The organism is Planktothrix prolifica NIVA-CYA 540, from assembly GCF_963864145.1.
Lineage (GTDB): Bacteria > Cyanobacteriota > Cyanobacteriia > Cyanobacteriales > Microcoleaceae > Planktothrix > Planktothrix agardhii.
Genome location: NZ_CAWLTW010000001.1, coordinates 1,992,349 through 2,018,086 on the forward strand (window position 1 = coordinate 1,992,349; position 25,738 = coordinate 2,018,086).

The 25,738-nt window shown below is 40.5% G+C and carries 24 protein-coding genes; 7 read left to right on the top strand and 17 right to left on the bottom strand.

The window, feature by feature from the left end; genetic code table 11:
* Positions 1–16: 16 nt before the first annotated feature.
* Positions 17–457, top strand: coding sequence for a type II toxin-antitoxin system VapC family toxin (locus AC559H_RS09195; RefSeq protein ID WP_026789076.1), 441 nt, complete (start codon positions 17–19; stop codon positions 455–457).
* A gap of 42 nt (positions 458–499) precedes the next feature.
* Here AC559H_RS09195 and AC559H_RS09200 read toward each other — a convergent pair whose 3' ends face one another.
* From AC559H_RS09200 to AC559H_RS09220, 5 genes are all read right to left on the bottom strand, one after another.
* On the bottom strand, positions 500–1,015 hold the full coding sequence (locus AC559H_RS09200) for a hypothetical protein (RefSeq protein WP_026789075.1): 516 nt from the start codon (positions 1,013–1,015) through the stop codon (positions 500–502).
* Between the two features lie 162 nt (positions 1,016–1,177).
* Positions 1,178–1,423 carry a hypothetical protein gene (locus AC559H_RS09205; protein WP_071782721.1) on the bottom strand — a complete coding sequence of 82 codons (246 nt, stop codon included), beginning with the start codon at positions 1,421–1,423 and terminating at the stop codon, positions 1,178–1,180.
* Between the two features lie 101 nt (positions 1,424–1,524).
* Positions 1,525–1,971 carry a hypothetical protein gene (locus tag AC559H_RS09210; RefSeq protein ID WP_237746355.1) on the bottom strand — a complete coding sequence of 149 codons (447 nt, stop codon included), beginning with the start codon at positions 1,969–1,971 and terminating at the stop codon, positions 1,525–1,527.
* A gap of 277 nt (positions 1,972–2,248) precedes the next feature.
* Entirely contained in the window at positions 2,249–2,629 is a 381-nt protein-coding gene (locus AC559H_RS09215) for a response regulator (RefSeq protein WP_026794376.1), read from the bottom strand.
* A complete protein-coding gene (locus tag AC559H_RS09220) occupies positions 2,601–8,189 on the bottom strand; it encodes a PAS domain S-box protein (protein WP_081694778.1) in 5,589 nt (1,862 codons plus the stop codon). The genes AC559H_RS09215 and AC559H_RS09220 overlap by 29 nt, the downstream gene beginning before the upstream one ends.
* A 306-nt stretch (positions 8,190–8,495) precedes the next feature.
* Here AC559H_RS09220 and AC559H_RS09225 point away from each other — a divergent pair, with 306 nt between their 5' ends.
* Positions 8,496–8,921, top strand: a complete 426-nt coding sequence (locus tag AC559H_RS09225) for a Tery_1686 family protein (RefSeq protein WP_026794377.1) — start codon at positions 8,496–8,498, stop codon at positions 8,919–8,921.
* Between the two features lie 23 nt (positions 8,922–8,944).
* Here the strand turns inward: AC559H_RS09225 and AC559H_RS09230 are convergent, their stop codons facing one another.
* Together AC559H_RS09230 and patD are read right to left on the bottom strand one after the other, a co-directional pair.
* Positions 8,945–9,427, bottom strand: coding sequence for a GNAT family N-acetyltransferase (locus AC559H_RS09230; RefSeq protein WP_026789071.1), 483 nt, complete (start codon positions 9,425–9,427; stop codon positions 8,945–8,947).
* Positions 9,428–9,431: 4 nt separating this feature from the next.
* Positions 9,432–9,809, bottom strand: a complete 378-nt coding sequence (gene patD / locus AC559H_RS09235; protein ID WP_026794378.1) for a heterocyst frequency control protein PatD — start codon at positions 9,807–9,809, stop codon at positions 9,432–9,434.
* 334 nt (positions 9,810–10,143) lie between these two features.
* On the opposite strand from patD, the gene AC559H_RS09240 reads away from it, so the two are divergent.
* Entirely contained in the window at positions 10,144–12,414 is a 2,271-nt protein-coding gene (locus AC559H_RS09240; protein WP_026794379.1) for a RelA/SpoT family protein, read from the top strand.
* Between the two features lie 106 nt (positions 12,415–12,520).
* On the opposite strand, the gene queG is transcribed toward AC559H_RS09240, so the two are convergent.
* The 7 genes from queG to AC559H_RS09275 all read right to left on the bottom strand — a co-directional run bounded on the left by queG (position 12,521) and on the right by AC559H_RS09275 (position 17,761).
* Entirely contained in the window at positions 12,521–13,450 is a 930-nt protein-coding gene (gene queG, locus AC559H_RS09245) for a tRNA epoxyqueuosine(34) reductase QueG (protein ID WP_026794380.1), read from the bottom strand.
* A gap of 614 nt (positions 13,451–14,064) precedes the next feature.
* On the bottom strand, positions 14,065–14,496 hold the full coding sequence (locus AC559H_RS09250) for an ATP-binding protein (protein ID WP_026789067.1): 432 nt from the start codon (positions 14,494–14,496) through the stop codon (positions 14,065–14,067).
* Positions 14,486–16,177, bottom strand: coding sequence for a SpoIIE family protein phosphatase (locus tag AC559H_RS09255; protein ID WP_026794381.1), 1,692 nt, complete (start codon positions 16,175–16,177; stop codon positions 14,486–14,488). The genes AC559H_RS09250 and AC559H_RS09255 overlap by 11 nt, the downstream gene beginning before the upstream one ends.
* 91 nt (positions 16,178–16,268) lie before the next feature.
* Complete coding sequence (locus AC559H_RS09260; RefSeq protein WP_026789065.1) at positions 16,269–16,526, bottom strand: hypothetical protein; 258 nt, start codon at positions 16,524–16,526, stop codon at positions 16,269–16,271.
* Between the two features lie 15 nt (positions 16,527–16,541).
* The gene (locus AC559H_RS09265; protein ID WP_042152946.1) at positions 16,542–16,808 is read right to left on the bottom strand and encodes a hypothetical protein; all 267 of its coding nucleotides are present in this window, start codon (positions 16,806–16,808) and stop codon (positions 16,542–16,544) included.
* Positions 16,809–16,883: 75 nt separating this feature from the next.
* Positions 16,884–17,129, bottom strand: coding sequence for an HNH endonuclease (locus AC559H_RS09270; RefSeq protein ID WP_026794382.1), 246 nt, complete (start codon positions 17,127–17,129; stop codon positions 16,884–16,886).
* Between the two features lie 143 nt (positions 17,130–17,272).
* Entirely contained in the window at positions 17,273–17,761 is a 489-nt protein-coding gene (locus tag AC559H_RS09275) for a hypothetical protein (protein ID WP_026794383.1), read from the bottom strand.
* A 238-nt stretch (positions 17,762–17,999) separates the two neighbouring features.
* On the opposite strand from AC559H_RS09275, the gene plsX reads away from it, so the two are divergent.
* The 3 genes from plsX to fabD all read left to right on the top strand — a co-directional run bounded on the left by plsX (position 18,000) and on the right by fabD (position 21,028).
* The gene (plsX, locus tag AC559H_RS09280; RefSeq protein ID WP_026794384.1) at positions 18,000–19,043 is read left to right on the top strand and encodes a phosphate acyltransferase PlsX; all 1,044 of its coding nucleotides are present in this window, start codon (positions 18,000–18,002) and stop codon (positions 19,041–19,043) included.
* A gap of 61 nt (positions 19,044–19,104) precedes the next feature.
* On the top strand, positions 19,105–20,097 hold the full coding sequence (locus tag AC559H_RS09285) for a beta-ketoacyl-ACP synthase III (RefSeq protein ID WP_026794385.1): 993 nt from the start codon (positions 19,105–19,107) through the stop codon (positions 20,095–20,097).
* A gap of 73 nt (positions 20,098–20,170) precedes the next feature.
* Positions 20,171–21,028, top strand: coding sequence for an ACP S-malonyltransferase (fabD, locus tag AC559H_RS09290; protein WP_026794386.1), 858 nt, complete (start codon positions 20,171–20,173; stop codon positions 21,026–21,028).
* Here fabD and AC559H_RS09295 read toward each other — a convergent pair.
* Positions 21,014–21,139 carry a hypothetical protein gene (locus tag AC559H_RS09295; protein ID WP_269147405.1) on the bottom strand — a complete coding sequence of 42 codons (126 nt, stop codon included), beginning with the start codon at positions 21,137–21,139 and terminating at the stop codon, positions 21,014–21,016. The two genes, fabD and AC559H_RS09295, sit on opposite strands and share 15 nt — an antisense overlap.
* Before the next feature lie 298 nt (positions 21,140–21,437).
* Between AC559H_RS09295 and AC559H_RS09300 the strand changes: the two genes are divergently transcribed.
* The gene (locus AC559H_RS09300) at positions 21,438–22,229 is read left to right on the top strand and encodes an alpha/beta fold hydrolase (protein WP_026794387.1); all 792 of its coding nucleotides are present in this window, start codon (positions 21,438–21,440) and stop codon (positions 22,227–22,229) included.
* 20 nt (positions 22,230–22,249) lie between these two features.
* Here AC559H_RS09300 and proX read toward each other — a convergent pair whose 3' ends face one another.
* Both proX and AC559H_RS09310 read right to left on the bottom strand, forming a co-directional pair.
* Positions 22,250–24,193, bottom strand: coding sequence for a glycine betaine/L-proline ABC transporter substrate-binding protein ProX (proX, locus tag AC559H_RS09305; RefSeq protein WP_081692355.1), 1,944 nt, complete (start codon positions 24,191–24,193; stop codon positions 22,250–22,252).
* 157 nt (positions 24,194–24,350) lie between these two features.
* A complete protein-coding gene (locus AC559H_RS09310; RefSeq protein WP_026794388.1) occupies positions 24,351–25,544 on the bottom strand; it encodes a quaternary amine ABC transporter ATP-binding protein in 1,194 nt (397 codons plus the stop codon).
* Positions 25,545–25,738 lie beyond the last annotated feature (194 nt).

A 25,738-nucleotide genomic window follows, 5' to 3' on the forward strand; every position in this document is an offset into this window, starting at 1 on the left:
TTAATCAGATTTGTTTATGTACATCCTAGACACCGACCATCTGAGCTTAATTCAGCGCAACGGAGAACAGGGAAAACGCATTTTAGAAAGACTGGAAAACCTGGAAAAAGTTGAAGTTGCTGTCACGATTATTACTTATGAAGAACAAACCAGAGGGCGACTTAGTTTTTTAGGACGAGCTAAAAATATAGATGAACAAGTTTTAGCCTATCAAGGACTACAACAATTGGCAACAGACTACTGTTCAATTCCAATTCTTCCGTTTAATGGAACCGCAGCGATCGCATATCAACAACTCCGAAAATCTTACCCTCGTTTAGGGACTATGGATCTGAGAATTGCTGCTATTAGTTTGACACATCAAGCTATTTTACTCACCTGTAATCAGTCAGACTTTGGACAAATTATAGAATTGTCAACAGAAAATTGGTCAACTGAGTTAGGTAGATCGCCTTAAAGATAGAGAGACGCGCCGTGGCACGTCTCTACAAAGGAATAATTAAGCTAGAACAAAATCGACGTCGTTACTGCCGCCTGTTTCTCCTTTACCAGAGGTTAATTTTTGACCATTGACTTCCACCGCAAAGGGGGTACTATCCAGGCCAGGAAGGTTATAATCGGTTTTTGCAGAAGTATAGCCGACACTGGCAATCATTTTCCGGCCGGAGTCCGTATATTGGAAGGCCATCATTTGATTTTTTTTGTTTTTATTATCTTCGGCCCAAATTACCATATATTGTTGATCTTGATAATCAAAAACTTTGGGTTCTCGAAGGGGAACATAACGACCGGGTTCGCCAAAACTGGTATCTAAAAAGGTCTGGACTTCACTGGGTTGAACTACAGCATAACTCACTTGTTCTGGAGAAGCGGCGATCGCATCTCCTTGACTTGCATCTACTACTTCTTCTTTGCCCTTGTTCCGAAAATAATCAACGGCGACTTTAGTTCCAATAGCACCCGCAGTGGCAATTCCGGCACCAATTAAAAAGTTACGAAGTCTGTTATCAGCCATTTTTTCTCCTAATTAAAATTTAATCAACTTTTGTGTTTTGGAATTGATTCCATTAACATGGGAATTTTAACAAATTTTGCTCTATCTGTCATGGAACTTTCGATGGAGAAGGGAAAGATCAGTTGAAGATTATGGCAACCCTAAATAGGTTGTAACATTAAATCAGGCTGAACTAGCAACTTTTAACAAATTCTTTCGATTGATCCAACAAATATAATTAAACTTAAAATTTGGCAATTCTTTCACCGAAGATAATGGAACAATTTCCTTATCTTTCTCTTTTTCTATAGGATTCAGGGACAAATCAGGCATTTCTTCATGGCAACGACTACAATACCAATAAACTCCTGTGTGGCGAATATGGCGCAGGAGTGTAGATGAACAGCAGGGACAAATCACGTTAGACATAATTAACTTCCTCAAAGTCAGGATTGGAAATAATAACAATTAAAAAAAATTCAAGAAATTCAAGATTAGAACTGGATTTAAACCCTGATAAAAAATACAATTTAGGAGTCATGAATTTTCAAAATTTCTTCTATAATTAAGCGATCGCCGATAGAAACATCCTGCCATAATTCCAGTTCAGCATTTTTCGTGAGTTCGAGTTGCAAAGGGGCTGCAAACCAAAAATCCTGATTGAAAATAAATCCCTGGGATTGGAGTTTAAAACAAACCGATTGCACCGCATAATTGTTGACATCCAACTCCGGCATCAAATAGGAAGAATGATCCAAAACCCAACTGCAAGCGTCCCTATCAATTTCGGCAAGTTGATAAATCGCCTTGATTAAAACCAATTCAATCCAGCCAGGATTGGGTAAAACCGTTAAAAAATCCTTTAATGCTTGGATATATTCCCGGTTTTGAGCACGGAGAACATCAATGGTCAATTCTACATAGGAATGATCCATCTCACCCTGATTTTCCCTTTCTTGATCCGATGAGTTAATCATATTTTCCTGTCCCGAATGACTAAGGCTGTGAAAAGGTTGATTTAAAGATGAACAGGTGGAAAAGCTAACAATGGAACACTTACTTTTGACGAATTCAGGAAGGGGATCAATCGAAGTCGGGGTGTTGTCAACCGAAGTTAGACTTTTAGAGTTTAAATACATGGAACACAGTTGAACCTAAAAAAAGCAATTGCCTATGGTTGAACTGTAACTAATAAATTTGAAGATTTTGTGAAGAAAAAATTCCCATGCTGATTTTGCAATAATTTGTTACAGTTCACTCCGTCCATTGCAGAAGGGTACGAATTTGATTCACTAAATCCATGGCTTCAAAGGGTTTAGTAATCACTCCCGTTACTCCTAACTGAATAAATTGCTGTTTTTCACTCATTTTTGCCTTAGAAGTTAACAAAATCGTGGGAATATGCTGGGTTTCGGGATTAGCTTGTAAATACTTAAAGGTGGTGGCTCCATCCATATCGGGCATCATCACATCTAAGAGAATAGCATCCGGTTGCGCTTTCTGAGCTAAATCCAATCCATCACTCCCACAGCAAGCGGTTATGACTTCCCAACCCCCGGCAACTTCCAGGCACATTTGGATAATCTCCCGCACCCCATCATCGTCATCAATAATCAGAATTCGTTTTGTTGTCATGATCCACTTCTGTTAATATTGCCATCGGTAGGGTGAAGTAAAAACAACTACCCTGATCTACTTTACTGCGTACCCAGATCTGCCCACCATGTTGTTCAACAATCGAACGACAAATGGCCAAACCCAACCCGGTGCCACCTTTTTTCCGAGAGTCTGAGGCATCGACTTGATGAAAACGCTCAAATATTCTTTCAATTTTATCAGAAGGAATACCCCGACCTTGATCTTGAATTTTAAATAAAATCTTGGGTATTTCTTCGAGATTTTCTGGAAGTTCCGTCTCCACACTCAACTTAATATTACCCCCCCGGGACTCGGAAAATTTGATCGCGTTACTTAATAAATTAGTTAAAACTTGTAATACTCGATCAGGATCGGCATAGAATTGTAAACTTTTGCTACTAACCTCCAAATTAATCCCGCTTCGATTAGCCATAACCTGCATTTGTTCCGTAGCCTGCAAAAGTAAATCTGCCGCATTCACAACTTGTTTATTCAGACAAATTTTTCCCGATTCTAACCGTTCTAATTCTAAAATATCATTGACTAATCTAACTAAACGTTCGGCACTTTCGGCGGCAATTTTCATAACGTGGACTCCCCGTTCGGACTGGGGATTAATTAATCCTGTCGATAACAGATTTAACCCGCCATGAATGGAAGTTAAGGGAGTTCTCAATTCATGGCTAACCACGGAAATAAATTCATCTTTCATTCGTTCAATAGCGTATCTTTCGGTAATATCCTCCCCAATACTCATCATCCTGATCGCATTTCCTTGTAAATCTTTTAACAGGGTATTATTCCAACTAATAATTTTTTCCTCTCCCAATTTTGTCACAATTAACTGTTGACTATAAGGTTTAAAATTATAGTCTAATAGTTCTGCAAAGGCTACGGAATTAAGCTCATGAGCCGGATTTGTTTGAAAATCCCCTAACCAATTTTTTCCTAAAACTTCCGTTTGGGTATAGCCCATAACTTCCAATAAAAAGGGATTGACATATTCAACTTTCCCATTCCGATCTAATCCGACCACTAATAACCGGACATTTTCTAATAAACTCCGCCACCGTCTTTCGGCTTCACGCAAATTCGCTTGACTTCGTTTTTGTTCGGTAATATCCCGAGCCATCGTGGATAAAAGATACACCTGTCCTTCCTGATTTTTATGGGCAATAATCAATTGAGATAGGGGAATTTCTCGCCCATCATAGCTGGTCAATGCGGTTTCACCGATCCAAGATCCGTCTCGAATTGCCGCCGGAACTCCGTGATTTTTAATAACTTCAACCGCCCATTGGGGATGATTTTGAGGAATATGTTGATCGCTAATTTTTCCCTGTCTATCTAATCCCAAAATTCGTCGAGCCGACTGGTTATAATAAACCACTTCTCCCTCGGGTTTTGCCGAGGAAATAAAGTCGGGAGTCGCTTCGATAATAGCAATCAATTTATCTCGTTCGGCTTCGGCTTGTTTGCGTTGGGTAATATCTTGCATCACCACCATTCCGGCAAAAATTTCTTCCTGTTCGTTGCGAACGGGTAAGGCTTGATGATAATAAATTCGTCCCTCATATTCTACTTCAGAAATTGTTATTTCTCCAGCTAAAGCAGAACGATACAGGGGTTCAACAATCTCTAATAGGGCGGTCGGTAAAACTTGCCAAATGGTTTTTCCTTCTAATATTTTTCGAGATAATCCCTTGAGGACTAAGCCCATACCATCGGCAATGGTATAACGAAAATCCAGATCGACTAAAAACACCGCTCCATCGGGAAAATTCTTAACTAAGGTGCGATATTGTTCATCACTTTTTCGCAGTTTAAATTCCGTCCGATGGCGCTGCATCAATTCAAATTGTAAGCGCTCATTGGCGGTTTCTAATTCGGTTGTGCGTTGAGTGACTCGTAATTCTAATTCTTCATTATTTTTTTGCAATAATTGTTCGGTTTCTTTGCGATGGGTAATATCTTTGGCAATTCCCCCCCGACGCTCTAATTCTCCGGTTTCATTCAAAATTGGAAATCCCCGATCCCAAATCCAACGATAGGAGCCATCGGGACGCAGAATGCGATATTCTAAATCAAATCCCCGACCATCGGGATTTTGCCGGGCGCGTAAAACCCGATTTTGATCCTGGGGATGAATGGTATTAATAAAGGCTGGGAAATTCTGATAGAGGGCGTTAACATTTCGATTCCAAATTTGTTGATATGCAGGACTCACATAGATAAACTGATTACCTAAAGCATTGGTAATCCAAAAAACATCATCAATATTTTCAGCAAGTTGGCGAAATTTTTTCTCGGTTTCGGCATGGGAGGCTCTAATTCTTAATGCTATAATTCCATAGACAATATCATCCACTAATTCTTTGAGTAATTCAACTTCGGCTGGATCAAAGGCATTAGTTTGAGTGGAATATAAATTCAGTACGCCAAAGGGAATTGATGAAATCTCTCCGTTCAATTTTGGTTGTAAATGTTGGTTGTGAGAGTCGGTCGCCATGATTAAAGGCAGGGCAATGGAGGAGGTATAACCCCGTTCTTGGGCCTGTTGTTTCCAGGGGGCATAATCGCCATTGGTTTCAAAGTTTTGAAAAACACAGGTTTGCCCGGTTCTAACGGCGGTTCCCGAAGGCCCCTGACCCCATTCACTGTCATCCCAAGTTACGGTTAAATTATCTAAATAGCCCGCTTCAAATCCGGCTTTAGCAATCGGAATAATTTGTTTGTCTGAGGTATATTGGGTATAACCAACCCAAGCAAAATGGTAGCCTCCAATATTAATTAAAATCTGACAAACATCATGGAGTAATTCGGTTTCTGTGGTAGCTCTGACTAAGACTTGATTACAGTCGCTAATGGTTCTTAAAGCTCGATTAACTCGATGTAATTCTTCTTCGGCTCGTTTGCGATCGCTAATATCAGTATAAGACCCCACCATCCGCACTAAATTTTCCTGATCATCCCATAGGGCTTGACCTCGATCTAAAATCCATTTATAACTGCCATCTTTGCATTGAACTCGATGCTCTGTAATATAAAAAGGTATTTTTTGATCTAAATGTTCTCGAATGACTTTCATCACCCAAGGTAAATCATCGGGATGGACTCGTTGATTCCATTGGGTTAAATGGTCACAGACTTCCTGTTCGTGATAGCCCAACATTTCTTTCCATCTGGGCGAGAAAAATACCTCCTCCGTTTGAATATTCCAATCCCAAATTCCGTCGTTATTTCCTCTTAAAGCCAGTTGCCAGCGTTCTTCACTTTTTCGCAGAGCTTCTTCGGTTTGTTTACGTTCTTGAATATCTTCTAAGGCTAATAAGATATATTTTTTTCCTTGCCATAATTGATCTAGGGTAGACACAAAAATTTGCACCCAATTACGTTGACCATTGGGGCGAATATACTGTTTTTCGATGGAAAATGTTTCGGATAAATCTTGATCTTGAATTTGTTCTAACCACTCCATTCCTGCGGAATTGGGATAATGAATAAAATTATGAATAGTTTGACCGATTAAGTCTTTTTCGGAATAGCCTATAATCTCACAATAGCGTTGATTGACTCGCAGAAGTTCTCCCGATAAATCAACAACCGCAAATCCGACGGCGGCTTGTTCAAAAATGGTTCGGAATCGTTCTTCGCTTTTGAGTAATTTTTGTTCGGATTGTTTGCGATCGCTAACATTTTGCGCCAAGGACAAGAGGGAAACTAAATTCCCGCCTTCATCTCGAACCACGGAATTATACCACTCACAATCAATCACTCTGCCGTCTTTAGTGCGATTTTGAGCTTCAATAATTTGGTGATTATTGGTGCCATCAATCAGTTGAATCATTTCTTGATTCACTTGCAAGATATTTGTGGCAAAAACTTCTTGAAAGGTAGACCATTGTTGACCTAAAACTTCCGCCGATGTCCAACCAAAAATCCTTTCAGCTTGGGATGACCAGCGTTTAATTTTGAGTTGCTGATCCCATTCAATCACCACCAAGGGAGAATTATCAAAATGACAGGATAAACATTGATGAGCCTGTTTTAATTCGGCAATTAATTGAGCCTGTTTTAAGGCAATTCCGACTTGATCAGCCAGTTGTTTTAAAAAGTTAGTTTCTAGGGTTGCCCATTGGCGAGGTTCTGCACATTGATAGGCCATCATAAATCCCCATAATTTCGGTTTAGGGTCGGAGGAATCATTCGTTGATTCTGGATTTTTGGGTGGGGTGATCATCGAATCAATTTCTTTTTTTTCTAACCAAATCGGAACAATTAAACTCGCCTTAACTTGGAAAAATTCCATTAATTCTAAATAGCAAGCATCTAAATTTTCTTGACTCAAATCGCTAAAAATAAGCACTCGATCCGGTACGGCAGCATCGGACAGGTAGGGGATTAATTCCGTGGTATAAATTCTATGGGATAATAGGGATAACCATTGGGGTATAACCGCTTCTTGAACTACGGTTCCTCCTCTCTGGGAATCTAATTTTAACATGATCACTCGATCAACATTTAAAACTTTCTGTACTTCCTCAACAGTGGTTTTTAAAATTAAATTAATTTCTAAAGATTGCCTAATTTTTGAAGTAATTTCGGTTAATAGGTTTAAAAATTGATTTTGTTTCTGAGTTTCCGCAAAGGTGCGTTTTTGTTGGGTAATATCCCGTGTAGTTGCTAAGAGGGTTTTAACCTCTCCCCCCTGTTGAATTTCCGGCACAATTAAAGTCTGAAAGGATCGCAGTCCTTCGGAAGTTTCTAAGTCAAACTCAAATTGTTGAGGCTGTCCTGTATCTAATACCTGTTGACAATTTTGATCCCATTCTTGAGCGACCGGATCGGAAATTCCTAATTCCCAATTCGTTTTTCCAATAAATTTTTCTTGAGCAATTTGAATCAGTACAGCGGTGCGACGGTTAACAAAAACATAGCGTAATTTTTTATCCAGGCGAACAATAGAATCCCCCGCATTATCCATTAATGTTTCTAGTTCGGTTTTGCGAGCTTGAAGTTGAGTTTCAATCCGTTGTCGTTCTTCAATTTGTCTTTTTAAGGATTCTTGAGTTGTTTGAAGTACGGGGGTGGGAGTTGGAGTTGGGGAATGGGTTTTTTCAGATACTTTTTGCAGAACTGCTTTCACCGTTGAACATTGACTTAGATCTTTAATTACGGCTATAACTTCTGTTGTTGATAGGGGATAAATCTCAACTAAAATCTGATAATCTGACCGATCCTGATCACATTTATAAATAATATTTTGGGCTATTTGAGTCTCGATCACCTGTTGAATTAGATGGGGAAACTCAGAGGATTCCTGGCAATTTTTTAACTCTTGTAAAACCCAAGAAAATGGGTTCGATTCCGAAGATAAATTAGGAGACGCTTTCGTGGGTAAAACATGAATTTGTTGCTGTTCACAATCAATAATCACGATCAGATCATGAATCACTCCCAAAAATTGATTCATCTGCCATCGTGCATCCCAGGTTGGGGACTGTAACACTTGGTATCCCCTATTCGGAAAATGAGAACAAATTTCTGAAGTCGTCATAGTAAAAATTAAATTAATATTAAATTTTATAGAGACTTTTAGAATAATCTATTTTACTAATTATATCAAATTCCATGGGATTTTAAACCCAAATTTTCGATAAACTGATACTCAAACTGAACTCTTGATCTTAACCATTCCCCATTCCCGATCACGGATTTAAGCGGATTACGCAGATTAACACAGATTAAAATCCGTGAAATCCGTGAAATCTTCTTAAATCCGTGATCCCCATTACCCATAACCTATAGTTAATCTAAGTTAATTCCAGGTACTCAGACAGTTGTTTTTAAGGAGAGTAGGTTCGTGAATGCTGCTGAACAGGCGAATAACGTGGTGGTTGCCAGCAAAATTGCATCGGTTGTGACTTTATTTAAAACTCAATTTCCCGACGCCCGGGTCGATCTCAAACCCTGGACAAATGACCCAGAGACGCGAGAACTGGTTGATCCTGATTCTATTGATATTGGTTTCCACTTCCCGGGTCGGAGTCGGTTATTGCAAAGTCGCTGCATTTTAATTGAAATTCGATTTTATCACGATCCGATTGATCAAACCCGTCGGGTCATTGGTGTTGAAGCCGCCGGATATGACCATCAAGGACAACAGTGGAAACTCTCCACCATTGAAAATTGGAATTTTGTCGGCAAAACTGAACCCGAACCCGAATCGGCGAAAAAATTAAAACTCTTTTGTCGGCAAATTTTCCAACTATTTAATCCTAACCCGTAGTGAGTCCTTCAGGACTCAATCTTTTATATAACCATCTTTCTATAAACCAAATCACAACGTTTGGTTTCGACTCCCGTTGTAGGTTCATAACCAGAATGTTCATAGAGTTGTACCGCTTCGTTTAAAACCGATGCGGTTTCGATCCAAATTTCCTTAAACCCTTTTTGTTTAATGGTTTGTTCTAATTGTAATAACAGAAACTTTCCTAATCCCTTTCCTCTAGCTTCGGATAATAAATACATTTTTCTAATTTCTACCGCCAGATTTCCCCGTTTAATCGGGTAAAATCCAGCCGTTCCGATTAATCTTTGATTCTGTTCTATAACCCAAAATTCTCCCCCAGTCTGTTGATAATATTTCTCCACTTTATAAACGTCCACATCCGCGCCATCAGGTTCACAACCTAAGCCATATTCAGTTAAAACAGAATCAATTAAATCCACCGCTTCCTGACGATCCTGCGGTTGCCAATCTCGAATGAAAAAATTGTGATATTGAGTGTTCATGCTATTACAGACCTTTGATTTCCCCTAACTTCAAAATATTCTCAGAATAACTTAATAAAGTATTAAGGCGGTTTTGAATTGGGATCAGACGATTGTTAAAGGTGGCACTTTGACGGGCGGCTTGCAGAAATTTGAAATCCATTTCTAGCAGTCGCATCTGTTTATGGGTTTCGGTTAAATAGGATTGAATTGGAGACTCAACAGGGGGATCAAAATCACCATCGCTGATCCCCATAATTTCGGTTTCAAAGGTGGCTTTTAGCTGCTGAAAACTTTGTTTTAAACCGATGGGATCAACCGGAACTAAAATTAGCTTACGATCAAACTGTTTTAAGCTATTTTGGAACTGGGCGATCGCTTCACAGGCAGATTTTGACAACATATTATTAAGAAACTTGTCTACAATTATTAAATAATAAATAAGTATTGTGATCGGGTTTTTGCCCGTTTTTAGCTAAATCCGATCCGCTACCCCATAGACCAAATCCTGATATTCAGGGAGATTCGCGGTTAAGCCTCTGCTGTAAAAATGGATTAAGAGGCAGATTAAGCTTACCTTAAGAGGTGTTATTCTTCTATAAAGTGCAATTCAATTCCGTGAAACTTAACCCTTTCACTCGTTGGGGATTTTATCCTTTACACAAGTATAAAAAAGCACATAACTTTTAGTTATCTGATCGTTTTATCAGTATTATTACCCTTTAGGTGTAACTATCATGAATATTAAAACCCTTGCCAAAAAAGACTTTTCCTATGATTGTAGCATCCCCGATTGGTTGCAACAGTGTATGGAGATATCTGGAGATCTAGTCAAATCTGATACATCTGTTTCAAAAAACGGCGATTTAATTGTGCGGGCGTTTCAATTTGCCTATCAATTGCATCGGGGACAGTATCGCAAATCAGGAGAACCCTATATTAATCATCCCATTGCCGTAGCGGGTTTATTGCGCTATTTAGGAGGGGATTCGGCGATGGTGGCGGCCGGTTTTCTCCATGACATTATTGAAGATACCGAAGTCACCCCGGAAGAACTAGAACAGCATTTTGGGGCGGAAGTTCGTCATTTAGTCGAAGGCGTCACCAAACTATCTAAATTTAATTTTTCTAATACCACAGAACGTCAAGCGGAGAACTTCCGCCGGATGTTTTTAGCCATGGCGAAAGATATTCGGGTGATTGTAGTTAAACTCGCTGACCGACTCCATAATATGCGAACTTTGGACTTTTTACCCGAACATAAACAGCGTAGCATTGCCTTAGAAACCCGCGAAATTTTTGCCCCCCTAGCTAACCGTTTAGGCATCGGTCGGTTAAAATGGGAATTAGAAGATCTATCCTTCAAATATTTAGAACCGGAAGCGTACAAAAATATTAAGGAATTAGTTTTTGATCGCCGAGCATTTCGAGAAGAAAAATTAGCCCAACTTGCTCAAGTTTTACGAGAAAGACTAGAGAAAGCGGGAATTAAATGTTATGAAGTTAGTGGACGACCTAAACATCTGTATGGCATTTATAAAAAAATGAACCAAAGACAGAAACAGTTCCATGAAATTTATGATATTGCCGCTTTACGGGTGATTGTTGAAACTAATGAAGAATGTTATCGGACTTTGGCAATTGTTCATGATGCTTTCCGTCCAATTCCGGGTCGTTTTAAAGATTATATTGGATTGCCTAAACCTAATCGCTATCAGTCCTTACATACGGGGGTAATTGGCAATACGGGAAGATCCGTTGAAGTCCAAATTCGTACCGTAGAAATGCACCATATTGCTGAATATGGGATTGCCGCCCATTGGAAGTATAAAGAAAAGGGCAATTCTAATATGGGTGAAGTCACCGGAATGGATGATAAATTCACTTGGTTACGGCAATTATTAGAGTGGCAAAGTGATTTAAAAGATGCTACAGAATATCTGGAAAGTGTTAAAAGTAATTTAGAGTTTGATGATGTTTATGTCTTTACCCCAGAGGGAGATGTAATTGCTTTAACTCACGGGGCGACTCCGGTGGATTTTGCCTATCGGATTCATAGTGAAGTTGGGAATCATTGTAAAGGAGCAAAAGTTAATGAGCGAATTGTGACTTTAGATACTCCCCTGAAAAATGGCGATATTGTGGAAATATTAACCCAGAAAAATATTCGCCCTAGTTTAGATTGGTTGAATTTTGTTAAAACCAATACTGCTAAAAACCGGATTCGTCAGTGGTATAAGCGATCGCACCGAGATGAAAATATCGACCGGGGACGGGAATTATTAGAGAAAGAAATGGGAAAAAATGGCTTTGAATCCCTGCTCAAATCTGAACGTATGGTATCGGTGTCTAAGCGCTTTAACTATCATAATGTTGATGATTTATTAGCCGCATTAGGTTATGGTGAAATCACTTTAAATTTAGTGGTGAATCGTTTGCGGGATGTGTTGAAATCCCAGAATCAAATTCAAACGGTTTCTCAAGAACTGACTACCACTTCCTTACAGGTTCCTCACCTACCTTCCTATTCTCAACTTCCGTCTTCTTCCCCCAGTAATTCTCCGATTACGGGAGTTGAAGGATTACTTTATCATATTGCAGGATGTTGTAATCCGATTCCAGGGGAACCAATTATTGGGGTTGTCACCCGCACAAAAGGGATTTCCATTCATCAACAAGGGTGTTCTAATACCTTAACCGTGGAGGGAGAAAGATTCGTTCCTTTGAGTTGGAATCCTAACTATCAACAGGGCGGACGTCCTCAAACTTATGGGGTAAATATTTGTATTGAAGTATTGGATCGAGTGGGGGTTTTGAATGATATTTTATCCCGTTTGAAAGATAATAATATTAATGTTTGTAGTGCCCAAGTTAAGACTTTTCCCGATGCTCCGGCGTTAATTGAATTGGGAATTGAAATTTGCGATCGCGAACAGTTTGAACGCACTTGTACCCAAATCAAAAATATCAGCGATGTATTAACTTTGCGTCGAATTAATAGTAAATAAGTCGAAAACTGGTGATTACAGACGTTTGGTCGATCCCCCTAAATCCCCCTACAAACAAAATTGGGGACTCAATTCGAGTCCCCAATTTCCTCCGATTTTTTTTGTATTAATAATCCAAATTTGCTCGCGCATTCCGACGCCACATTTGCGGTTTAATTCGTCGTAAAGCAGAAGCGCGAAATCGTTGATCCCATTCGGTTTCAGAAAGTTCGGCTAATTCGGTTAATTTAGGGGCAATATTTTCAGGATAGGGCTGAAATTCTGGAACATCAGTTTCCTGGGCAAAACGTTGATTCCAAGGACAAACTTCTTGACAAATATCACATCCGGCGACCCAACCGTTTAAATTTTTGCTAATATTTTCTGGTAAGGTTTCTGCCCGATTTTCGATGGTATGATAGGCAATACAACGGTTAGCATCTACCACAAATGGTTGAGTAATTGCCCCCGTGGGACAGGCTTCTAAACATCGGGTACAAGTCCCACAATGTTGAGTATGGGGAGGATCGGGAGTTAGAATTAAATTAGTTAAAATTTCCCCTAAAAATACCCAAGATCCGTATTTTGTGGTAATCAGATTACTATTTTTAGAAATCCATCCAATTCCGGCTTTTTCCGCCCAAACTTTATCTTGAATTGGCCCAGTATCGGCATAATATCTAGCTTGAATTCCTGTTGCTTGTTGTTGTAACCATTCGGAAAAAGTCTTTAATTTTTTATGTAAAACCTTATGATAATCTCGTCCCCGGGCATAACGAGAAATTTTACCCAATTCGGGATTATCGGGTACTTGATCGGGGGTATAATAGTTAAGTGCTACACAAATAACCGATGCAACTTCTGGCATTAATTCACGAATATTTTGGCGTTTGGGGCTATTCATCCAAGCCATATCCGCCGCATATCCTTGATCTAACCAAGATTGTAGGTGTTGACGGTTTTGTTCGGTTTCAGTAATTGCCGCAATCCCAACTTGATGAAATCCCAAATCTAGGGCTTTTTGTTTAACTAGATTGGTGTTAATTAGTGAATTCATAAAGACAAGCAGGAACCACAAAGACAGGAAGACACAAAGAAAGGAAAGGGGGTTTTGATGGGGTGATTAATATTTATAGCGCTACTCATTACAGTTAGGACACTTCTAAACCCTGTTCCCAGATCCGGTGTTCCCTGTTCCCTAGCGCGTAGTGCTATTTTTAAAAAAACTAATTGGGATACAGAAGGAGAAAATTTAACATTCCTTCTGTCTCCTGTTTGTATTGATTGACATCCACTCCGCCGTAAACGGACTGGGATTCATCACCACGCCATCTTTTTAGGATGGTCGCTAAATGGGGTTGACGCTTCGCGGACTGTTGCTACCTTAGCAGTAGTCTTACACTGTCTCCACGTCCGTTTTAAGTCTCGGAATGCCCTCCCGCGACTAAACACAAACAAATGCTTGTTATGTTTTGATTTGCGTTCAAGGTTGGACTTATTTTTACACCATTGCCTTACTTCCGCTTTCCCAGATCTCCTTCAGGCTCGGTTTCACATCTCCGTAGATGGTATATCGACTGCAAAGTTGGGCGGGTTGTTTAGACCACTAACATTCTAACACAAAGCCGTCGTAGAACGACGGGGTTTTAAACCCAAATCTTCGATAATCGCCTATGCTTTGGGGGTTTTATCGGGTAAACTTGCCTGTAATTTTAAACAATTGCCACCTTCAATTCGTAAAGAATAATCCACCCGATCCATTAATCGATTCATAATTAACCAACCATAACCATTTTCTTGTTTATCTTCTGGTTTGGGTGGATTATAATTATCGACTTCATAACCAGTACCGTGATCCCAAATTTCTAAGGAAATATCTCGTTCTTGTAATTCTAAACGAACCATCACAGGAAGATGGGGTTGATCGCGGTGAGCATGACGGATGACGTTGGAGTAAGCTTCTGCAAGGACAAGGCGAAACCGATTTGACTGCCGGGGCCAATCCACATGATCTCCTAGTTCGACTTCCAAACTGCTCAATAACCAGTTTTCAACTATGGTTAAAAATCTAATATCGCTTGGCACTTGAAGCTCAGTTTTCATCGGTCAACAAAACCTCCAGAGAGAGTATAGTCTGATCATCTTCCTGAACGGGATTATGTTCTCGGATAGCGGCTAATAAGCCATCTAAATTTAGTTTTTCCTGCTGTTGGAGTAACTTCCAAAGTCCCTCCTGTTGCAACATTGAACGAATGGCGGGACTGCCATCGCTTGTTTCTTGCACCACTGTAGCTTCAGTAATCCCATCACTGGTGACTAAAAATATATCACCTGGATTCAGGGTGAGACTGTCTCCTTTGCCTCTCCAGACGGGAAGAATTCCTAAAGGAATCCCACGGGTCTTGAGAAACAAAGGTTCGACGGGAACAGATGGATTTGGGTGATTTTCCCCCAGGTTACTATTCAGCCTTGACCAAACCAATGGATAAATATGTCCGGCATTGGCATAGGCTAAATGTCCCGTAGACGGGGTGTAACGAGCCACAACCATCGTAATAAAGTGATTATTACTGACTAAATCATCCGACAAAATGCTATTCAGATTTTGCATGACTTGATCGGGTTCTGGGGAAGTTTCCACGGAAAGTTCCCGACGCATGACGGAAATCGCACTGGCCATAAATAAGGCCGCCGGAACTCCTTTACCCGATACATCTCCCAAACCTACCCAAATATCTCCTTGGGGATGGGTAAAGACTTCAAAGAAATCTCCCCCGACTTCCCTAGCCGGATGACAACAGGCTTGTACTCGCAGGGTCTCAAACTCTGGCCAACTTTGACGCAGGAGATTATTTTGAATTTGGCTGGCGACCTTGAGTTCATTTTGCATCTGTTCGGCTAATTCTAGCGTGCGTTGATAGAGTTTGGCTTGGGACAGTGCTAAGGAGGCTTGTTCGGAAACTACTTCTAACAGTTGAATATCATCCTCTGACCAAGGCGAGGGACTGTTTTCTTGATAAATGGCTAATACTGCCAGTAAATCATGTTGATAGGTCAGGGGTAAAATGATTTGACTGACTGGGTTGGGGTTTTCCTCGATTTGAATTTGAGTATCTCGACTTTCTAAGACCCCTTGCATGGGGGTTTCGAGTTGAGATAACCAAGTTTGAACATTCTCTGTTTCTCCCCCATAAGAAAAAGTTTGAGCAGAAAGTTTCCCCGCTTCGGCAGAGCGAATACAGCAGCCCGTGGCATTAAAGGTTTCTCCCAGGGTACGAACAATCGTCTGGAGCATACTGGAGTAGTCTAGGGACTCTCGTAGGGCGCTGACGACATCGTTATATAGAGATTCCCGACGCAGGGCCCGGCGCAGGGTGTTTGTCCGTTGTTTGAAGAATTTGTATGTTTCCGAAGATTGTTGAATTACAGACTTGAGTTCTTCGGGATTCCAAGGTTTGGTGATATATTTGAAAACTTGGCCAGAGTTAATCGCTTCCACAAGGTCTTCGACATCCGTATATCCGGTTAACAGAATCCGAATGGTGTCTGGGAAACGTTCAACGGTTTTACCGAGAAATTCGGTTCCGTTCATTTCTGGCATTCGTTGATCAGAAATAATCACAGCCATTTCACCCTCGTCGTCGAGAATTTGCAGAGCTTTGAGGGCGCTGTCGGCCTTGAACACTTGGAAGTCCCGGCGAAATGTCCGAAACAACAAATCTAAGTTGTCTGGTTCGTCATCGACGACCATGAGTTTCAGCTTTCGACCATCTCCCCGACTCATGCGATTCTCTACTCCCAGATGAACAGATCAGGTGCTACCCATCTTATCAAAGAAATGGGTGCATACCCTTGAATCAAGAATCCCCCTACTCTCATAGATGGGGTTTGGGCAAAATACGGACAAATTTAACAATTTGACCTGTCACTTCAATTCCGATTAAATGATTTTCTAAAGTAAATCTATAAAAAATAGCACTGGAACCTAAAGATTTAAGTTCCGGTAAATCTTTGATGTTGTTAACCTCTTTAAATTCGACAAACACAAAATGATAGACCCTAGAATAAGCTGATGCTTCTAAGTTCATCAGGTCATGGACAAAAAAACGACCATAGCGAACATCGAGAGTCACGACAGGGTTATTTATTTACTCATTCACTTTTGGCATGGGACGATAGGTAGGATGTTCTGGATGGGTAGTTGTAGATCGATTATACTCAAAATTTAGCATTTGTAAGGCTTCATCATAGGTTAAGGAATCCCCGGGTCTGAGATTTTCCTTAGCTTCTTGAATGGCTTTGAGCATATAGGTATCATAAATTAGGATTTGTAAGGATTTCCATGCTTTTCCTAAGTCTTCTTCGGAGATCTGATCCACTAAGTAGTGCAGTTTTTTTCTAAGCGGATTTATCATCTTTACCAGTTCAAATCAAGAATTGGGTAGTCTGCATCTACTATTTTATCATTTTTGGGATTATGGCATGAATTTTCAATTTGTGAAGTTTCGCTTGAAACGGGGATCAAGATCGGCTTTCTTTTTCTGATTACATTGAAAACATAAGGTTTGTAAATTACTAATATCGTTAGATCCTCCCTTGGCTAAGGGAATAATATGATCAACCGTTAGTTGGGCTTCATTTTCCATTTTACCACAACTCTTACACTGATAATTGTCCCGTCCAAATACATATTTTCTGACTTCTGGAGGAATGAAAATTCTGGGGGTTTTATTCATGGTTTTACCATCATCCAACAATTTTTCCATGCCCTTAATTATATAGCAATTATATGCAAATTGTCATATTTTTTGAAATTTAATCCTCGTGGTAGGGGCAATTCATGAATTGCCCCTACCACAACTTGTTTCCTAACACCCCTTTAAAACTCGCCCAATTTTGACTTAATGCTCAAATCAAGATTCTGCCAATCTTCAAGACTAGATTGGGACAATGACAAATATTTTTCAGAACCCAATTTTAACCTATTTTCCATCTCAGAATACAGGTTATGGCTATTAGCTGCGGGAGAGGTAAAAGCATATTCAACCAATACCAAATTCAAAGTAAACCATAGGTAATAAATCAATTGTACATTGCTATCACTTTCTAATTTTCCTAAAGAATTGTTTATGGCCGATGCAATTCTCCCAAACTCCTGTTCTGCCTTAAAGTTAGCTGCCCCAATTTCACAAACAAGATCATAGTGTAAATCAGAATATTGATTTTTGGCTTTAGTCCAGAATTTATTAAACAGTTCATCACTATTAACTTTTTTTGAATTATCTCGATTATTAATAATACTGCAAATTATATTTGTTAGATCATCAATTGTAAAATATAAAGTGTAAATTTTTTCTATATTGTTCATGGCTATTGTTGAAAGTAGGGGAAAATTACATCATAAAATATCAATTTTTCTATGCGCTACATATAGCGTAATAGCGTAAGTCCTGATTCATTTATTATGCCGTTGATCGTGCCAGCACCAGATCAAGATTGACTCTATCACCCCAATTAAAAAGCCATCTCCCGCATCCGCGAGGAAAAGACAGGGCTTTAGAGCCGTTTTTTTGGTAAAATCCTGAAGGTTTCTCAAAAGTTGGTCAATGAGTTCAACTCGCGCACGAATTGCAATTGACGCTATGGGCGGAGATCATGCTCCTGCCGACATCGTTGCTGGAGCGCTAATGGCACAGGAAAAATGGGATGTAGAAGTCTTGTTGGTTGGCGACCCCGATCAAATTGAAGCAGCCCTCAAATACCACCATAGCAAGCTCCCTCTGTCTCAAATTATTCCGGCTGAAGGCACGATCGAAATGCACGAAGAAGCCTTGAGTGCGTTAAAACGCAAACCCAAAGCTTCGATTAACGTGGCTATGAATCTAGTTAGGCAAAAAAAAGCCGATGCTGTCGTCTCGGCGGGTCATTCCGGTGCAGCCATGGCCTCGGCTCTGTTGCGTTTAGGACGCCTACCGGGGATTGATCGCCCAGCGATCGGGGCCGTTTTACCCACCATGAAGCCTGATTCCCCGGTTTTGGTGTTAGATGTGGGGGCGAATGTCGATTGTCGGCCCAAATTTTTAGAACAGTTTGCTGTAATGGGCTCGATTTACAGTCGTTATGTTCTGGGAACTTCTGAACCCAAAGTGGGGTTACTCAATATTGGTGAAGAATCCTGTAAGGGCAATGATCTGGCCATTCGTACCTATCAACTCCTAGAAAATCATCCTGAAATTGCCTTTAATGGAAACGCCGAAGGGCGGGATGTCCTGACGGGGAAATTTGATGTGATTGTCTGCGATGGTTTCGTGGGGAATGTGCTTTTGAAATTTGCTGAAGGAGTGGGAGAAGCGGTTTTACAAATGCTCAAGGAGGAATTAACCTCTGGATTACAGGCTAAATTAGGGACTACTCTGCTCAAACCTAGTTTAATGCGGTTTAAACAACGGGTGGATCATGTTGAACATGGGGGCGCCTTACTCCTTGGGGTGGCGGGGGTTTGCATTATTAGTCATGGATCTTCTAAAGCGGCAACGATTGCGAATGCGGTTCGTTTGGCCAAAGAAGCGATCGATAACCAAGTCCTAGAAAGGATTCAATCCCAATATCAAAAACACCCTCAACCGGATGAAAAGGTTATTAGTGGTTAATCGCTATTTCAGGGAACACCGGAATAGGGAATAGGGAACAGGGAACACCGGAACAGAAACAATGATAACAACAGGCATTTCAATTACGGGTTGCGGATCGGCTACACCCTCGGTTTTACTGGATAATCATGGACTCTCTGAACGGGTCGAAACCTCCGATGAATGGATTACTTCTCGCACCGGAATTACTCAGCGACGTTTAGCTGATCCTGATACGTCGTTGAGTCAATTAGCAATAGCGGCGGCTCAAAATGCGATCGCCATGGCAGCAATTGACCCGGCGGATATTGATTTGATTATCTTAGCTACATCCACGGCCGATGATCTATTTGGCAGTGCTAGTTTTATTCAATATCAATTAGGTGCAACTAAAGCGGTGGCTTTTGATATGACCGCAGCCTGTTCGGGGTTTGTATTTGGGTTAGTCACCGCCTCCCAATTTATTCGCACTGGAGTCTATCAAAATGTTCTTTTAATTGGGGCGGATATTCTCTCCCGTTGGGTTGATTGGTCAGATCGCAGAACCTGTATTTTATTCGGAGATGGGGCTGGGGCGGTGGTTTTACAAGCGGATGAACGCGATCGCTTATTAGGATTTGAAATTAGAAGTGATGGCAGACAAAATCAGTCTTTAAATTTATCCTATCAACCCGAAACACAGGAAATATTACCTGGAATTACGATTGGTCAAGGAACCTATCATCCGATTACAATGAATGGTCAAGAAATCTATAAATTTGCGGTTAAAAAGGTTCCAGAAGTTATCGAAAAAGCATTATTTAGAGCCAATTTAACCGTCGATCAAATTGATTGGTTAATTCTGCATCAAGCCAATCAACGTATTTTAAATGCGGTCGCAGAACGATTAAATATTCCCCCAGAAAAAGTGATTAGTAATTTAGCAAAATATGGTAATACTTCTGCGGCTTCCATTCCCTTAGCCCTCGATGAAGCGGTGCGAGAGGGAAAAATTAAACCGGGCGATCGAATTATGACATCTGGTTTTGGCGCGGGATTAACCTGGGGGGCGGCTTTGTTTGAATGGGGGAGGTAGGGGGAGCGTCCCCGCTAATTAACAATTGACTATTAACAATTAACAATTAACCATTAACAATTAACTAATAAAAATGACAACAACAGCATGGATTTTTCCGGGTCAGGGTTCGCAAAAAATTGGCATGGGTGCTGATTTATTTCAACAGTCTGAACATCAAGAACGATTAAAATTAGCTGAAAAAATTCTAGGTTGGTCTGTTCCTGAAATTTGTCAACATCCTGAAGATAAAATATCTCAAACTTTATATACTCAACCTAGTTTATATGTGGTTGAAAGCCTATTAGTTGATCAGTTAAAAAAACAAGGACAATCCCCCGATTATGTTGCAGGTCATAGCTTAGGGGAATATGTGGCGTTATATGTTGCGGGGGTGTTTGATTTTGAAACGGGTTTGAAATTAGTTCAATGTCGGGCTGAATTAATGAATAGTTCGGTCGGGGGACAAATGGCGGCGTTAATTGGTTTTGATCGAGAACAACTGGATCAACAAATTCAACAAACCCCAAATATTGTTCTGGCTAATGATAATAGTGCCGCCCAGGTGGTAATTTCTGGAACCCCAGAAGCGGTTGATCATGTCTTAGCAAATATTAAAGTCAAACGGGCAGTAAAATTAAACGTTTCCGGCGCTTTTCATTCCCCCTTAATGCACCGAAGCGCCACACAATTTCAACAGGTTTTAGACGGAATTGCCTTTAATAATGCCAAAATTCCAGTTCTCTCCAATGTTGATCCCACACCCACAACTGATGCTACTCTGTTAAAACAACGTCTCACCCAACAAATGACGGGTTCTGTGCGATGGCGAGAAATTTGTTTACAATTATCAATATTAGGGGTGACACAAGTTGTAGAAATTGGCCCTGGAAACGTCCTTACAGGCTTAATGAAACGGACTTGTCCCGAAATTCTGTTAAAAAACATCTAACAACCGTTGTTGCCGTTGTTGCCGTTGTTGCGCTTCAGCGCAATCTAACAACCGTTGTTGCGCTTCAGCGCAATCTAACAACCGTTGTTGCGCTTCAGCGCAATCTAACAACCGTTGTTGCGCCTTCAGCGCAATCTGACAACCGTTGTTGCGCTTCAGCGCAATCTAACAACCGTTGTTGCGCTTCAGCGCAATCTAACAACCGTTGTTGCGCTTCAGCGCAATCTAACAACCGTTGTTGCGCTTCAGCGCAATCTAACAACCGTTGTTGCGCTTCAGCGCAACCTTAAGAGCCTTAACAACGACAACGAAAGAAAATATACTAAGGTTCGTTGTTGCACTTTAGAGCCTCTAAGATTGCGCTGAAGCGCAACAACGGGGAATATTAATTAGAATCACCTAAAATACTTTGAATTTTCTTAAACCCACTGATCCCAGACCCGATTTACCCCTATTCCTCTTTTTTCCAGGAATGGATGGAACAGGTCAACTATTCACAGTTCAAATTCCTCGGTTAATGGATGCGTTTGAAATTCGTTGTTTAACTATTCCCCAAACCGATCAATCCGACTGGGAAACCTTAGTTAAAAAAACTATAGATTTAATTGAAATAGAACGTAAAACTAACCCCAAACGGGAGATTTATTTATGTGGAGAATCCTTTGGGGGATGTTTGGCGTTATTAGTCACAATTTTTGCCCCCCATTGGTTTAGTCGTTTAATTTTAGTTAATCCCGCTTCATCTATTAAACAACAGCCTTGGTTACAATGGGGTTCCTATTTAACCCAATGGCTTCCCGATTGGTTTTATCCCAGTTCTATTGTTGGTTTATTGCCCTTTTTAGGAGCTTTAGGACGGATTGAATCTTCAGAACGTCAAGCCCTATTAACAGCTATGAAGTCCGTTCCCCAAGGAACTTCAGTTTGGCGATTAGAATTATTGCGCTTATTTAAACCCAGTGAATCCGATCTGAATCGGGTTAATATTCCGGTTTTAGTAATTGCCAGTGGTGCTGATAGATTATTACCTTCTGTGTTAGAAGCAAGATTTTTAACCCAAACTTTACCTAATGCTCAAATGGTGGTTTTACCCGATAGCGGTCATGCCTGTTTATTAGAAAGAGATACTGATTTATACACAATAATTCAGGCTTATTCTGTTGCTGAAGAAAGCGATCGCCGGGTTCAATATCAGAGCTAATCCTCTACAAAATAGAGATCTCAAGAGTTATTTGATTTTCCCATGGCTTGAGTAATCCGGTCAAGCAGAATTGCTAACAAAACAATTCCTAATCCCCCCACTGCGGCCATCCCCACATCCAAACGCCCCATTCCTTGTAATACAGTTAAACCAAGTCCGGGTACTGCAATCATGGAAGCAATTACCGACATTCCCAAAGCAAATAATACTGTTTGATTCACTCCTGCCAAAATTGTTGGTATGGCTAGGGGAATTTGCACTTCCCACAGGATTTGTCCAGGGGTTGAACCAAAAGCATAGGCCGCCTCCACAACATCTGCCGAGACTTGTCTAATACCCAAATTAGTAAACCGAATTAAGGGGGGAAGGGCATAGATAATCGTGGCAATTACCCCCGGAACTTCTCCAATCCCAAATAGCATCACCACGGGAACTAGATAGACAAAAGTTGGTAGGGTTTGCATGGCATCGAGCAGGGGTCTAAATGCTTGCTCAAAGCGATCGCTCCGGGCACAGGCCACACCCAAGGGAATGCCGACTATGATGCAGAATATAACCGCCGTAACCACTAGGGCAAGGGTAATCATCGCGGATTCCCATAACCCAACAAAACCAATTAAGCTTAGGGCAAGCAGGCTATAAATGCCTACAGCTTGTCCGGCAATTTTCCAGGTCATCAGGCTAATTAAAAGTAAAGAAATCAGAGGGGGAATTGCCAGCAATAAACCGCGAATTTGTGTTAATACCCAACTGATAGGAATACGAATAGTCTGGAAAAAGGGACGAAAGTTATCTACCAGGAAATTAATGCCGCCTGTAATCCATTTATCTAAAGGAATGGTGTAAAGTTGGAAGGGATTTAGTAATATATTCAGTCCTTGTGGATTTTTGCTGTTAGTATTATTTCCTATATTTGAGGAATTTTCTACTAAATTATTACTGCTCTGATTTATTTGAGCTAACCAGCCATCAAAAAGGTCTTGATTTTGCTTAACCCATTCTTCGGCATGACGACGAATATCTTGGGGTTTATTTTCACCGTTTTTAATCCGATAGCTTTCCTGAATCATATCTTCATAAGGAATTTTAACCAGTTCCAAAAAATGTTTTACCGATGGATTTTTTGCCAAAAATTCCCTATTGGCAATCACTCGATATTTACCTTGAACCATCCCCAGATTTTTCCCATTTACAGATGTATCTTTGGCGGTAAGATTTTCAATATTAGAGGCAGTAAAAGGAACTTCTAACCAAATAACATCTTGACCGACTTTTAGCACCTGACCCAGCCAGAAAGGACTATAAGCATAGGAAAAAAACGGTTTTCCTTGTTTGTAACGAGTTAAGGCATCGGCAAGTAAGGCGGTATAATTTCCCTGATTGATTTTCACAGTATCCTGCAATTTGTAAGCATCCAAATGATGCTTCATTTCTAACTCACAACTCCAACCGGGATCGCAACCAACCAGATCGGCTTTGCCATCTCCATCACTATCAAATAGTTGGGCAATTTTTGGATCTTGAAATTGTTGTAAGTTAGTAATCCCATATTTATCGGCAGTCTTTTTATCAATTTGATAGCCCTGTGTGAGAGGAAAAAGTAGACCGACTTTCTCTAACTTTTTTTCACCGCCAGCATTTTTATAAAATTCGTTATGTCCGGGGTCTCCAAAGACAGGAGCAATATCTAAATCACCATTAGCGACGGCGGTATACAGGGCTGGATAGGCTACCGCCACCAGTGGGGCTGTTTTGTAGCCGAGTCTCCCCAACCCAATATTAACAATCTCAGTTTGAAACAAATCCTCAATCCAATCACTTGTCCCTGAACGAATAGTAATAGCATTTCCGGGTAGAGCAGAATTTGTAGTCGTTTGTGCGCCGGAGGAAAAACTGATTAAACCGATCAGAAATATAGTTGTCAGAACTAACAAAACTGATTTTTTTAGGCGTTGTTTGATCATCTTTATGAATTACGAATTACGAATTACGAATGGGGATAATATAGCAGTCCCCAAGGTAGCGGGAGCAGGGGAGGCAGGTAAACTCTTTCTATTGCCTATTGCCTATTGCCTATTGCCTATTGCCTGTTCCCTTCAATTGTAAATTATTACAATCTATTTAGGTGAACTTACTAATACTAGCAAGGACATCTGCCGATTCTAAAACTCCCTTAAATTTTCCGGTTTCATCAACCACAACTAGGCTTTGTTCGTTGCGGTAAAGGTGAAAAATATCTTCTAAAGGCACTGTGGATTTAACCTGGGAAAAGTTGGTTTGTATCAATTTATTGGTAATATTTTTAAGGTCTTGCTGAATTGCTAGATCAAGCTGTTCTGGATTAATAAAACCAATAGGTTCTTGATCAGAATTGAGTATATAGATGCGCTGGAGGTTTTGCTTCTGTATCTGTTTGAGTGTTCCTGGCTCCAAATCTTCACCAATAATTAAACAAATAGTTGGACGGGCAATGGTTCCTGCTTTGAGTATTTGCCCGCGATTAACATCTTGAATAAAATCACGGATATAGTCATTAGTCGGTTGATTTAACAGTTCTTTTGGTGTCCCAAGTTGAACAATCACCCCCTCTTTCATCACCGCAATTCGATCGCCTAATTTTAGGGCTTCTTGAGTATCGTGAGTAATAAAAACTATGGTTTTATTCAACTCTTTCTGAAGTCGTAATAATTCATTCTGCATCTCCCTGCGAGTTAAGGGATCGAGGGCACTAAACGGTTCATCCATCAGCAAAATCTCGGCATCCGTTGCCAAAGCACGAGCCAGCCCAACCCTTTGCTGCATTCCCCCACTCAAAGCAGAGGGTCGATAGTCTGCCCATTGAGCTAACCCCACGACTTCCAAGGCTTCCAAGGCTTTGTTCCGGCGTTGGGTTTTGCTCATCCCAAGTAACTTTAGTCCGTATTCTACGTTATCCGCGACGGTTCGATGGGGAAATAACCCAAAATGCTGAAATACCATTGATACTTTAGTAAGACGAATTTGACGAATTCGTTTTTCATCTATATAAGCAATATCCTCATCATCAATATAAATGTGTCCCCGGGTTGGTGTAATCAAACGATTAATACAACGAATAAGAGTCGATTTACCCGAACCGGACAAACCCATCACCACAAAAATTTCCCCTGGGTTAATGGTAAAAGATACATCGGCAATGCCGAGAACCTGACCTGTGGCTTGTAAGATAGCTTCTCGGTTGGCTCCCTGTGAAAACAGCTTCAGGGCGGCAGAGCAATTCTCTCCATAGATCTTGATCAGATGTTCGATGCGGATTTTGGGTTTAGGATCACTCATACTTTTTTGGTCAAAAAAATAAAGGGTTCTGGGTTTAATTGTGCAAATTATTAATTTTTTATTCCTGATAAATTTAGGATAAAATTACCGAGTTTGGATGCTGTTTTGGGTTAGCTAACGCCAATCTTTGTGATCTTTATGCAAGACTAGATTAGTGATTATGGTTTCTGTAAACGATCATACTACAAAATTGA